Below are 13,060 nucleotides of genomic sequence, written 5' to 3'. Positions count from 1 at the left end.
AATTGCTTGTATGCAACCTCTATGACCATGTCAAAATTATATATCGTTCCTACACCCATTGGCAATCTCGAAGACATGACTTTTCGAGCCATTCGAATATTAAAAGAAGTCGACTTGATTCTTGCCGAAGATACGCGTACGAGCGGCAAATTGTTGAAGCATTTTGAAATTGGCACGCACATGTACAGCCATCACATGCACAACGAACACAAAACCGTTGAGAACCTTATTTCAAGATTAAAAGCGGGTGAAAACATCGCTTTGATTTCTGATGCGGGAACGCCAGCCATATCTGATCCTGGTTTTCTTTTGACGCGTGCTTGCATAGAAAACGGTGTTGAAGTCGAATGTTTACCTGGAGCTACGGCGTTTGTACCCGCTTTAGTAAACAGTGGTTTGCCCAATGATAAATTTATTTTTGAAGGTTTTATGCCTGATAAAAAAGGGCGTCAAACCCGTTATTTGGCTTTAGCCGAAGAAACTAGAACGATGATTTTATATGTCTCACCACACAAGTTGGTAAAAACTCTAGTGGAGTTTGGTACTTATTTTGGCGAAGACCGTCAAATTTGTGTTTCCAGAGAATTATCAAAATTACATGAAGAAAATGTGCGAGGTACTGTAAAAGAGGTTGCAGCGCATTTTGATAAAACAGCACCAAGAGGGGAAATCGTGGTTGTTGTTGCAGGTAAGCCTGTTACAAAAGAACCTAAAAAAAGTAAATTTTCAGGAGAGGAGTTACATGAGTAAGGATAAAGTAATCATCATTGGTGCTGGTTTGTGTGGCTTGTACACTGCTTTTTTACTACAGCAAAAAGGATTTGAAGTTTTAGTTTTTGAGGCGAATGATCGAATAGGGGGACGCATAAAAACGGTCACTGCTTCAACTGGAGTCACCATCGAAATGGGTGCGACTTGGTTTGGAAACCAACACCGCAATCTCTTAGCATTAGTTCACGAATTCAATATTCCCTACTTCAGACAGCATACTCAAGGTATTTCCCTATTTGAAACGATGTCCTTTGTACCACCACAAAAATTTGAAATCTCAGAGGCTGAAGAACCTTCGTTCCGAATAGAAGGCGGAACCAAGGTATTGATAGAGCAACTCATCAGTAAAGTTAGCATCGAGCACATAAAAACAAAAACTAAAGTCACCTCAATCAAAGAGCAAGGCAATCAATTGGTTGTGACAGATACCAATGGGAACAGCTACTCTGCTGATAAAGTTATCAGTACCGTTCCGCCTAATTTAGGGATTAACACTATAACTTTTGAACCCCGTTTACCCGATAATTTAGTTCAAGTAGCCCACAAAACGCATACGTGGATGGGCGAAAGTATTAAATTTGCGGTAGCTTACACAACTCCTTTTTGGAGGGTGAAAAATTACTCAGGAACGCTATTCAGCCAAGCAAGTATTATTCAGGAAATGTATGACCATACTTCCTTTGATCATTCCGGTTTTGCTTTGAAAGGATTTTTAAATGCGGGAACGTCTGTACTTTCTAGAGAGGAGCGCCAAGATAAAGTAATCACCCAATTGACAACTTTTTTTGGTCCTGAAGCAGCAAACTATGTTTCCTATCATGAAAAGGTATGGAGAGAAGAATCTCTAACATTTCATCCTTACGACCAACTTGTTTTAGCACATCAAAACAACGGCCACATGGTTTTTCAAAAACCACTTTTGAACGGAAAACTATATCTATCCGGTTCAGAAACCGCTTTGCAACATCCAGGTTATATGGATGGCGCGGTAGCTGCCGCAAAAACTATCTCATCTCAATTTTAATATTTTTGATTATGACAATCACCACTTTTTTAGAAAAATTAAATACAACGCCAGAATCAATCGCATTTGCAGATACCATTGCAGTTATTGAGCAGCATTATGATTTTGAACCCACTGCGTTTGAGAATGGGACTCAACACAATGCTGCTGGTGAAAACTCAGGTTCTTGTAAAATATTTGCTTTTGCAGAAATGCAGGGACTAACTCCAGAAGCAACTTTAGCTTGCTTTGGCGCTTACTATTTTGAAGATGTTTTAGGAAATCCTGACGGGACTGATCATCAAAACATTCGCAATTTTATGAAAACGGGCTGGGACGGTATCGCTTTTTACGGCAGTGCTTTAACGTTGAAATAAAACAGCTAAACTACACTTTCGATACTACTTCATATCGAAATTTCAAATTTATAATTAAACATCAATATGCGTTGGACTCTTAAACCAAATCCACCTGAGGAGACTGTGAAACATTTGGCGAAAGCCTTAAATGTAGAAGACTTTGTGGCGACTTTATTAGTGCAACGTGGCATCACCACTTTTGAGGAAGCTAGAGCTTTTTTTCGTCCAAGTTTAGACAATTTACACGATCCGTTTTTGATGAAAGACATGGATAAAGCAGTGTCTCGTATTGAAACAGCGATTAAAAATGGTGAAAACATTCTGGTTTTTGGTGATTATGACGTAGATGGCACTACTGCTGTTTCGCTAGTATCCTCATATTTAAAAACGTATTATCCAAATGTGGCTACTTATATTCCTGATCGCTATGATGAGGGTTACGGGGTGTCATTTAAAGGTATTGATTTTGCTGATGACAATGAATTTACCTTAATTATTGCATTAGATTGTGGTATTAAATCCATAGATCATGTCAATTATGCTAAGGCAAAAAATATTGATTTTATTATTTGTGATCACCACAGACCAGGTGATTCTTTGCCTGATGCAGTTGCAATTTTGGATCCAAAGCGTGACGATTGTACCTATCCGTATGACGAGTTGTGTGGTTGCGGAATAGGTTTTAAACTTATTCAAGCTTTAGGCAGTAACCGAGAGCAAAGTATTTCTGATTTGATTCCGTACTTGGATCTAGTAGCAGCAGCTATTGCGGCCGATATTGTTCCTATGACTGGTGAAAATAGAGTCTTGGCACACTTTGGCTTACAGGTTATCAACAGTGATCCTAGACCAGGAATTAAAGCAATTATTCACCAAATAAAAAAACAAACATTGGACATTACCGATGTAGTTTTTATCATTGCACCCAGAATTAACGCCGCAGGTCGCATAAAACATGGCAACCACGCTGTGGAATTGTTAACCGAATTTGATTTTGAACAAGCACAACAATTTGCCTCTGAAATTGAAGCCTACAATGTGGAACGTAAGGATTTAGACAAATTAATCACTAAGGAAGCACTGCAACAAATAGAGAATAACGGGGAGAAAGAACGTTTTACGTCGGTTGTTTTTCAAGAAGATTGGCATAAAGGTGTGATTGGAATCGTTGCCTCTCGATTGATCGAAACCTATTATCGTCCGACACTTGTTTTTACTAAAAGTGGCGATAAGTATGCTGCTTCGGCTCGGTCTGTTAAAGGATTTGATGTATACAATGCACTTGAATCTTGTGCTGAACATTTGGAACAATTTGGAGGTCACATGTATGCAGCAGGCATGACATTACTTCCAGAAAAATATCAGGAATTTAAAGATGCTTTCGAAGAAGAAGTTAAAAATACGATTCATCCTGATTTGTTGACACCAGAAATTGCTGTTGATGCCGAAATTAATTTTACGGATATTACGCCAAAACTTATTCGAATACTGAAACAATTTGAACCTTTTGGGCCACAAAATATGACTCCCATTTTCCTAACTCAAAACATCAAAGATACGGGCTATGGAAAAACAATGGGACAAGAAGACGATCATCTAAAACTTTTTGTAAAACAATCCCGAAGCTTCGGAACCGAAGGTTTGGCAGCCATTGGGTTTAATTTAGGTAACAAAATTGAACTGACTGCACATCAAAAACCTTTTCAAGCCGTGTATTGTATCGATGAAAATGAGTGGAACGGCAAAGTAAGTTTGCAATTGCGTCTAAGAGACATTAAAGCACAAAATTAGAATCGATGAAACAAAATGATCCGTACTCCGCATTACGCTATAGAGAATTTAATATTTTTTTAGTACTCCGTTTTGCGATGGTTTTTGGCTGGTCGATGCAGTTTATCGTCATAGAATGGGAAGTTTATAGTTTGACTAAAAGTCCCTTATCATTGGGTATAATAGGTTTGATGGAGGTTATTCCAGCAGTAGGAATGGCCTTATTTGCGGGTCATATTGTAGATCAAAAGGAGAAAAAAGGATTGCTGTTTAAATGTATATTGGGTTTTGCAATCATCAGTTTGGGGTTATTTTTATTGACGTGGCCTCCTTTTATAAAAGATTTTGCAACCCAAACTATTTTATATTCTATCTACTTTTGTGTGTTCTTAGGTGGATTAGTTCGTGCTTTTCTGGGACCAACCATATTCTCTCTTTTGGCCTTAATTGTTCCAAAAAAAGTGTACCCAAATGCGGCTACGTGGAGCAGTTCCGTTTGGCAAATTAGTTCGGTTTTAGGACCTGCAGTAGCGGGCTTCTCAATCAATTGGATTGGCGTTCATTGGTCTATGTGTATTGTTTTAGGCTGCTCGCTTTTTGCGTTACTGGCTTTGTCTCAAATTGGAACCAAACCTATTTTGAATCCAAAAATTGGTGAGCCTGTTATGGAAAGTTTAAAAGAAGGAGTCAAATTTGTTTTCAACAATAAGACCATTCTAGGTGCTTTGTCGCTGGATATGATTGCAGTCCTTTTTGGTGGTGCTGTAGCTCTTTTACCAATTTTTGCGCAGGATATTTTAAAAGTAGGACCGCAGGGATTTGGTGTTTTGAGAGCTGCTCCCGCTGTTGGCGCTTTTTTAATGCTGATTATCTCAGCATACATTCCTTTTACAAAAAATGCGGGAATGAAATTATTGGTAGCCATTTTTGCGTTTGGAATTTGTATCATTGTTTTTGGACTATCCTCTATTTTTTGGTTGTCCGTTGCCGCGTTATTTTTAAGTGGTGTTTTTGATGGATTTTCGGTGGTGATACGTCAAACCATTCTCCAACTGAAAACTCCTGATCACATGCGCGGTCGTGTAGCGGCTGTAAATTCAATTTTTGTAGGTTCATCAAACGAATTAGGCGCTTTTGAAAGTGGCTTAACTGCGAAACTGATGGGAACTGTAAGCGCAGTGGTCTTTGGCGGAAGCATGACTTTAATTACTGTTCTTTTCACAGGTATTGTATCGCCAACATTTAGAAAATTAGACCTGCAACAAGATGTTGAAGATCATGAAAAGAGCGAAGAATAATTTTTTGAAATGAGTAACTCCTAGTCATTATTTAAAAGACGATTCCCATTATCATTCTCAAACTATTTTATTTTTTTTTAGCTTTTATTATTTAGAATAAATATAAATAATGCGTATTTTTGTGTCAAACAGAATACAGATGCAAGAAATAAAACAGATCTATCGTAATAATTTAGGCAGCGCTTTTTACTGGAAAAAAGACAATGCAGTTCTATGGGACAAAGTTCAACTGATTTTTAGAGAAACGGGATTTTATTTTACCCCACAAGAATTGCAGCTTTTTAAGTGCTGTATTGACGAGAGTTACCTCCAAAATAACTGTTGCGCCTCTTGTGAACTAAAAAACAAATGCCATAAGTTTTTGTTGAAAACACCTTGTTCTCAAATTGATTTGGCCGTTTCTATGGAGGAATTAAATGCTGTTAAAGATTTGGTTGAAGGAACTTTGTTTAAAATAAAGTTAGAATATTATCTTTTTGGAGAAGGAATGAATTGAAGTTTGTTAATTAATTTCAATACTACTTTTAAACAAAACTGAAGTAGTTCTATTGCAATGAAGCACTCCTTTTACAATTGTAACGTCATAAAATCTAAGTCAACTGTGGTATTATAGTTTTTCATTATAAATTAGAACTTTATCAGATGGTATTGCGTAACATGAGGATGAAATTGTAGTCTAATAAAGAAACCAACTTAAACCTTATAATTATGATTTTAACAACAACTAATTCTGTAGAAGATTACAAAATATTAGAGTATAACGGCATAGTGTCTGGAACAGCCATCAACATGCAAAAAATGGGTCTAACTTTTAGCATGCAAAAATATTATGACGGAATCAGTGAAAGTATAGCAGAAGTAAGAGAGAAGGCATTTGCCAACCTAAAAATAAATGCCGAAAAAATGAACGCTAATGCAGTGGTAGGAATTCAAGTGGATGTGGAGCTCAAAAGCGGAGAAGGATTAATCACTGTAATGATAACGGGAACAGCAGTGAGTGTTGTGAAAAGATAGGTAGCCGTGAATTCTTTTTTTCTAAACTAGTTTAGCATTAAATTAATCTAACTGCTAGTTTATAAATACTACAAAACCGCCTCGTTTTGAACAAGGCGGTTTTGTAGTATTTACAAATCAGGTTTAAACCTTCATAATTTCGGCTTCTTTTACAACTAGAAGTTCTAGCTCTACCAAGTCTCATGACTTCGTAAATATTTATACGATTTTTGATACTTAAGCATACTAAATTCTCTTGACTTTTTCTAAAATGTATTGTAAAATCAAGAGATTTATTTTTCAATTCATAAGCTCTAGGCTAAGTGAAAAAACGCTACAAAATAACCAAACGTCTTTTTTGTAGCGTTTTATAGCAGTAATAAAGTAAATCATTGTAAAGATATCTATTATAAAAGTTTAGGTTCTTTTATTGCATTTATTTTTTTAATGGTTTTTTATCGGCAAGGAACGAGGTTTTGCTAACGTAATACGATAGGTTATTTGCTCTTGAGATTGCATAGGTTTCTGTGAAAAACGATTTACAGCGATACATATCATTATTCCGACACTGGACAAACATTCATAGAATTAACTTCATATAACATAACATTCCCTTTTTTCTTCTCAGTAAAATCAATAATGTAAAACACTTTCAATTGCGTAAACAACTGACATATAATGTCATTCTGTTCATATTTTTTTAAAAAATTTATTCCAATTATATGTTCTTTATTTTTTTTAAAAAATGCTTTATTAACTATCCTCACTTCAGAAATTATATTTGCCTCTTTTTTTTCCCAATTTTTAAACTCTGGGTGTTGAAAGTAAAGCCCGAACTTTCCTGGTAAAACAAAATTGTAAGCTCTCTCATCAAAATTATTTGGTTTAATTCTAGTATCAATAGAGTATTTTCTTTCGTTGATTTTTCCTTTGAATTCAATATAAATAGTGTCGGACTCTTTGATAGAATTATAGTTTTGGCTGAACAGTTTTATGGAAAAAAGCAGCAATAGTAACAAGTATTTTTTCATGTTATTATGATTTAGTTTTTAAACCAATATTTTCCGCTCGTAAACATAATCTAGATTGCTTGATGCTTTAATTTTTCAATGCTAGCTTAAATCAAGGTAAATTTTCATCCATAACAGGCATCACGAGCGTGACGCGCGTGCGCTATGGGAGCAAGTTTATTTTGCAGTCAATGTTTTAGTTTAATAACAAGAACACTGTTTTTACTCTCCCATCATGTATGAACTTGATATTGATACTTCATAAATAGGAATTTGTCCATTTTTCTCCTCGGATCTGTCAATTATGTATATTACTTTACATTTTTCAAACGCTTGATAATAGCTCTTGAAAACGCCATATTTTTTAAAGAAATCCACTGAGATAGTCTTTTTTTTATTTCTCCTTAAGTATGCTTTTTCAACCAATCTATAATCTGATTTAATACCCATCTCTCTTCTTTTAGAGGAGGGATAATCACTTACCCAAAATTGTAAATATTCATCCTTGTTTTTTTCTTTAAATTGTATAATATACCATCTTTTAAACCCCGGATTATCTTTAGGTAGAACGGTCTTAATTTGCATAGCGCTTTCTTTGAACTCTACGTATGCTGTATCTAAGTTTTTGATTGAAGAGATGTTTTGGCAATATATATTACTTGTTATAAATAACAGTATTAGGTATAAATTTTTCATATTTTTATCTGTCTAATTCTGATTTTCCGGCGGTTATATATTGATTTAAGAGCGAACGTGCAGCACTGTTTTTAGGAAAATCCTCTTTAAAACAGTTAGCTTCGTCTAATCCGCTTAAGCTTATGTATTTATAAAATTCTATCCATCTAAAAGGGGTAGATGTTAATGGATTAGAAGTTGGATACATTGTATACGTTTCCAAGATATTTCTTTTTTGTTCGGTCGTTACCAAATCTCTTATTTCTCCTAGAACTTTTTGAATTGTAGGTATCATTTTATCGTACATGAAATTGTGTTGAGCGCCAGTGCTAGGCCTTGTGGCTTTCAATACCTCTGCAAATTCCATGTTTTCTATATCTGGTACTTTATCGCCGCCAGCATTTGGAAAAAAATATGGAATTTATCAGAGGAATCATTCCATGACGATTAATGGAGGATTGACCTCTGTTAATTTTATTTTATTTTTTTTATAATTCTCCTGATCAATAATATAATATACTTTTTTACTTTCTGAAAAATCAATAAACGAAATTCCCTTTTCAGCAAGTCTTTTCAAAAAATCAAAATCTATGATTTCATTTTTGTATTTGACTAAGAAAGATTTATTTACGAATTTATCTTTTGCAGGTTTCCATATTTTAGTGAAAGCATTTGTATTACTGTAATGATAAACTCCCTTTTTATTTTTTCCGAAAAAAATATCATCTCCATTAAAAAAATAGTATCCGCTGTTTTCATTATTGTTATTACAAATTTTCACTTGATTTTTGTCTGCTTTAAATAGGATATATACCGTATCTTGTTTTCGGATTGCCTCAATTTCTTGTCCATGTAAAAGATTTACAAATAAATAAAAGATTATCAATGTGACTTTCATAATTAATTTTTTAGATGTTTGTGGCCAAAAGCGGTATACTCAAGAAGTAATTCAAATTGATCTGTTTTAGCAGGAAAGCTTAATTTAAATGCTTCTGTATCTTGCAGACCATTTAAACTTAGATAATAGAAATAATCATCCCATTTCCAAAGTGTTGTGCTTTTGGGGTTAGTATAAAAATTAGGTTGTAGCCTGATAGATTCTACAGTTGCTCTTATAATTGTATATATAACGGAATTTTATATTCCCATCAGGCACTTGCCAAAGGATAAATGTTTAATAACTTACTCCATTACATAAACTAAAGAATTAACCTCGGTTAATTTAATCTTATTTTTTCTGAAATCTGCCATGTCAATGATGTAGTAAATTTGAGGTTTGGACCACTCCCCGAATTCTTCCATGTTTTTTTCTAATTTCTTGAAAAAATTAATATCAATAATTTCTTTCTTATGCTTTTTTAAAAAAGACTTCTTTTCATATCGGTCATTAGCAGGTCTATATACTCTGTTAATATCTTTATCGTATGTAAAAATTCCTAAAGTGTCTTTTTGTAGAAAAAATCCCTTCAAAAAATAATATCCTTGACAAGTGATACATTCATTTTCAAAATATTTTGTTTGATTTTTGTCTGCTTTAAATAGGATATATACAGTATCTAGTTTTCTGACTTCTGCAATTTCTTGCGCTTGTAATACATTTACAAATAAATAAAAGATTATTAATGTGACTTTCATAATTAATTTTTAAGGTGTTTGTGGCCAAAAGCGGTATACTCAAGAAGTAATTCAAATTGATCTGTTTTAGCAGGAAAGCTTATTTTAAATGCTTCTGTATCTTGCAGACCATTTAAACTTAGATAATAGAAATAATCATCCCATTTCCAAAGTGTTGTGCTTTTTGGGTTAGTATAAAAATTAGGTTGTAGCCTTATAGACTCTACAGTTGCTCTTGTCGTACTAGAAGTAACTGCATCTCTAATTTCAGCAAGAATTTTTTGGATAGTTGGCACCATATTTTTGTACATAAAATCGTGTTGAGCGCCAGTGCCAGGCCTTGTGGCCTTCAATACCTCTGCAAATGTCATGTTTTCTATACCTGGAATACTACTGCCGCCAGCATCTGGATATTTGCCTTTGATTGCTAAATAAGCATGTATACACTCGTGTAATATGGTTTTAGCAATTTCAATATTTGTCATTGGTCTTAATCCCGTTGAGGTTAATATTTGTTTGTTAATTTGAATCAGAGTTGGTCTGCCTTCAAGTACTGGAGGCGTTGTGAATCCATCAATTTTTCTTACGCTAGTATCAAGATTTTCAATGATTTCAAATTTCACATTAAATCGTTTGTTGTTATTATCAAATAAATTTAAAAATAAGTTTTTAAATGCGGGGGAATCCGTTAAAGCTTTATATATTTTATTAAACTTTTTATCCTCTTCAGTAACATCTTTTATTGATGATCTATCAATATTAAATGGTGAATTGAAAGAAGATTCGAGATCTATATTTAATGATGGATTAAGAAGGATTTCGGATATTATCTCTGTTGCTAATACAATTTCATTAGGATTATCATTTAAAAATTTCATTGCTAAATTTGCGAATTTTAAACTTTTAGCGGACCACTGATCATTTATAACACTGTTAAGAATTATATTGTAAAGATCTCGATTTTGATCAGCCCATGTTTTTAACTCCCCTAAATTATTATAAAAAATTTGAGAAAAGAAAGCATCGTAACTTTCGTCATATATTATAGAACCTTCTATTCCAATATCTAATCTTGGATCAATAGGAGCAGTTGTAATGGTAAACGGATTATCATCATGTTCAAGACCATCTCCGGAACCAGGAAATGTTATGCCGTTAGAATAATTCCAACCCCATGTACTACCATAATCTCCTCCTCCTCCTATTTCAGTTTCAAAGCAAACGGTGTTACTTACATCCCTGTAAACTTTTGTGCATCTTTCTCCTGCAATGTGGTCTTTGCCACCTTGATTACAAACAGAATAACTAACGGATATACAGGTTTGATTATCTAAGCGCATCGAATTTTTTATTTTTTTTCCAGCCTCTTGATTAAGGGGTACTAGTTGTTTGTCAGCGATTAATGAAAAGGAATTGTGCTCTTGATTTATTTCAAAACTTTTAGGATAATACCTGATTATATTTGCAGAATATTGATTTTTTGAATTTATTTGAATCACTAAATTTTCAAAATAGTTAACTTTTTCACCATTTCTTTTAATCAACATGGTATATGATATCAAAGAATCTGTTTTGGAAACAACAGCATTTTTTTCTGGAATGAAAAACTCATTAGTGGATTTAAGTTTGTAATCATTTTTATTAACAAGGAAATTTTCGAATGACCTGTTATTGAATTTTTTAGAAAAAATAGCTTTGAAAACGTTGTCAGTATTTAATTCTGCAATTGGAATTTCATAAATAACGTTATTAGCTCCTTTTATTGTGTCATAATTATCATAATTATCCTTGCTGCAACTACTACATAAAATCAGGCTTATCAACAGTACCCTCAAAAAGGCATAGTGGCTGATCAAATTTTTGTACATTTTCAATTTTGTTTGTTTCAAAATGTTTAATCTAAAGTTAGTTTTAATTTCTTTACCAATGTTAAAAAATTAAAGGTAAATCATATTGTGTGATGTTTACTTTAAAATCTTATAAAGGTATTTTTCAAAATTAAAATATTAGTTTCATTTCATTTTACGGTTTTTATGTTAAAATTTTACGGTTTTTTGCTTTTAAGTTCATTTTTTATAAGTTAAATCTTAAAAACAATAAAAGTGGTTATTTATATATAGCTTTATTTTAAAAAATATTGCGTCCTTATATAGTACAAAATATAGTATAAAAAAACCGCCTTGTTTGAACAAAGCGGTTTTTATAATATTTGTAAGAAAGGTTTATACTTTCATGATCTCGGCTTCTTTAACTACTAGAAGTTCTAGCTCTACCAAGTCTCATGACTTCGTAAATATTTATACGATTTTTGATACTTAAGCATACTAAAAGTCTCCTGACTTTTTCTAAAAAAGTATTCTAAAATCTACAGATTTACTTTTCAATTCATAAGCTCTAGGCTAATTTAAAAAAACGCTACAAAATAAACAAAAGGCTATTTTGTAGTGTTTTACTACTGTAATAAAGTAAATAATAGTAAATGTGCCACTGGAAAGGTCTAGAGTACTTTATCATATTTACGTTTTTTAATAGCTTTTAATTTCACAAAGTTATATGATTTTGCTAGACTGGTTTAACTTATATTCCTTTCAAGTAGTTTACCTTGCTTAGTTAAGTTCTATTTTTAAGCTCGTTTAATTTCAATTGATAATATTCTGTTTTTATATTAACATACTTTTTTATTTTAATAAATAGTATTACAATAATATAAGTCAGAATTATTGTAATTAAAGTTGGTATGAAACTTATTGCTACATCTAAAAAAATTTCCATATTTATTTGTTTTTAATATTTTGTACTGAAGTAGGTCCTATTTTTCCTGACTTTTTGTCCACCAATATCTCAATTAATTTTCTTTGTTTTATCCCAAATTCTAAATCACCCAATTTAATACCAACATTTATATACACCCAGCTCGTGCGCGTCACGCTCGTGAATATAATCCATATTATAACATACTTTAATTTTTAAACACTATTTAAAACCAAAATTAGATCAATCCATAAATGGCATCACGAGCGGTACGCTCGCGCGAGGGTTGTGGCATTTGAAAAACTTATTTTTTTAAAAATATACAGACTTCATTTTCTGAAATGTTTAGTTTGTAATCAATAAATTTCTCACGTGATTCGTCTGGAAAATAGCTGAATTTGTCATCGATTATGTTATATTTTTGCTTGACTGTTACAGTTGATAAATTTAATGACATCCTATGCTGATCGATTTTAAAAAGCAAAGCAAATAAAATGTCTTTGTCTGGTATGTTTTTTATAGTATCATAAGGAAGGTCCAAAATATAAAATTCAGTATATTCTAATTTATTTTTTTTTGTGCAATCAATAATAGTTTGTTGAATTTGTTTAAGATTACTATCGGAACAAGTCATAAGTTTAAAGTACTTTGTGTGACTAGTTGATCCGAAGCTAACATGTGTGTAATTATAGTTCTGATTATTAAATTTTATGGAATCTCTTTTTATATAATCTTGGGAATAGATAGAAAAAGAAAACATAAATATAAGAATATGCACTAGGCCTTTCAGTTTGTTCTTGAGAATACAAATATCGT

14 protein-coding genes are annotated in these 13,060 nt (G+C 32.8%); 7 read left to right on the top strand and 7 right to left on the bottom strand.

Annotation, left to right across the window (positions count from 1 at the left end):
* Positions 1–27: 27 nt before the first annotated feature.
* The 7 genes from rsmI (at position 28) to LQ189_RS13765 (ending at position 6,215) form a co-directional block, all read left to right on the top strand.
* Entirely contained in the window at positions 28–750 is a 723-nt protein-coding gene (rsmI, locus tag LQ189_RS13795; RefSeq protein WP_086454766.1) for a 16S rRNA (cytidine(1402)-2'-O)-methyltransferase, read from the top strand.
* Positions 743–1,795 (top strand): NAD(P)/FAD-dependent oxidoreductase, encoded by a 1,053-nt coding sequence (locus LQ189_RS13790; RefSeq protein WP_230157923.1) that lies wholly within the window; start codon positions 743–745, stop codon positions 1,793–1,795. The genes rsmI and LQ189_RS13790 overlap by 8 nt, the downstream gene beginning before the upstream one ends.
* Before the next feature lie 11 nt (positions 1,796–1,806).
* Entirely contained in the window at positions 1,807–2,151 is a 345-nt protein-coding gene (locus LQ189_RS13785; RefSeq protein WP_221917955.1) for a HopJ type III effector protein, read from the top strand.
* A 66-nt stretch (positions 2,152–2,217) separates the two neighbouring features.
* A complete protein-coding gene (gene recJ / locus LQ189_RS13780) occupies positions 2,218–3,924 on the top strand; it encodes a single-stranded-DNA-specific exonuclease RecJ (protein WP_230157921.1) in 1,707 nt (568 codons plus the stop codon).
* A gap of 5 nt (positions 3,925–3,929) precedes the next feature.
* Positions 3,930–5,201 carry an MFS transporter gene (locus LQ189_RS13775; RefSeq protein ID WP_230157918.1) on the top strand — a complete coding sequence of 424 codons (1,272 nt, stop codon included), beginning with the start codon at positions 3,930–3,932 and terminating at the stop codon, positions 5,199–5,201.
* Positions 5,202–5,340: 139 nt separating this feature from the next.
* Positions 5,341–5,697 carry a hypothetical protein gene (locus LQ189_RS13770; RefSeq protein WP_230157916.1) on the top strand — a complete coding sequence of 119 codons (357 nt, stop codon included), beginning with the start codon at positions 5,341–5,343 and terminating at the stop codon, positions 5,695–5,697.
* Between the two features lie 212 nt (positions 5,698–5,909).
* Complete coding sequence (locus LQ189_RS13765; RefSeq protein ID WP_086454760.1) at positions 5,910–6,215, top strand: YbjQ family protein; 306 nt, start codon at positions 5,910–5,912, stop codon at positions 6,213–6,215.
* A gap of 536 nt (positions 6,216–6,751) precedes the next feature.
* Here LQ189_RS13765 and LQ189_RS13760 read toward each other — a convergent pair.
* The 7 genes from LQ189_RS13760 to LQ189_RS13730 all read right to left on the bottom strand — a co-directional run bounded on the left by LQ189_RS13760 (position 6,752) and on the right by LQ189_RS13730 (position 12,878).
* On the bottom strand, positions 6,752–7,225 hold the full coding sequence (locus tag LQ189_RS13760; RefSeq protein WP_230157915.1) for a hypothetical protein: 474 nt from the start codon (positions 7,223–7,225) through the stop codon (positions 6,752–6,754).
* A gap of 201 nt (positions 7,226–7,426) precedes the next feature.
* On the bottom strand, positions 7,427–7,900 hold the full coding sequence (locus LQ189_RS13755; RefSeq protein WP_230157913.1) for a hypothetical protein: 474 nt from the start codon (positions 7,898–7,900) through the stop codon (positions 7,427–7,429).
* A 4-nt stretch (positions 7,901–7,904) separates the two neighbouring features.
* Positions 7,905–8,246, bottom strand: coding sequence for a hypothetical protein (locus LQ189_RS13750; RefSeq protein ID WP_230157911.1), 342 nt, complete (start codon positions 8,244–8,246; stop codon positions 7,905–7,907).
* A gap of 66 nt (positions 8,247–8,312) precedes the next feature.
* Positions 8,313–8,777 carry a hypothetical protein gene (locus tag LQ189_RS13745; protein ID WP_230157910.1) on the bottom strand — a complete coding sequence of 155 codons (465 nt, stop codon included), beginning with the start codon at positions 8,775–8,777 and terminating at the stop codon, positions 8,313–8,315.
* A gap of 284 nt (positions 8,778–9,061) precedes the next feature.
* Positions 9,062–9,514 (bottom strand): hypothetical protein, encoded by a 453-nt coding sequence (locus tag LQ189_RS13740; protein ID WP_230157907.1) that lies wholly within the window; start codon positions 9,512–9,514, stop codon positions 9,062–9,064.
* Between the two features lie 2 nt (positions 9,515–9,516).
* Positions 9,517–11,361 (bottom strand): hypothetical protein, encoded by a 1,845-nt coding sequence (locus LQ189_RS13735; protein ID WP_230157905.1) that lies wholly within the window; start codon positions 11,359–11,361, stop codon positions 9,517–9,519.
* Between the two features lie 1,187 nt (positions 11,362–12,548).
* Positions 12,549–12,878, bottom strand: coding sequence for a hypothetical protein (locus LQ189_RS13730; protein ID WP_230157903.1), 330 nt, complete (start codon positions 12,876–12,878; stop codon positions 12,549–12,551).
* Positions 12,879–13,060 lie beyond the last annotated feature (182 nt).

The organism is Flavobacterium sp. CECT 9288, from assembly GCF_918731615.1.
In the GTDB taxonomy this organism is placed as follows: Bacteria; Bacteroidota; Bacteroidia; order Flavobacteriales; family Flavobacteriaceae; genus Flavobacterium.
This window is presented reverse-complemented; position numbering and strand designations above follow the sequence as displayed.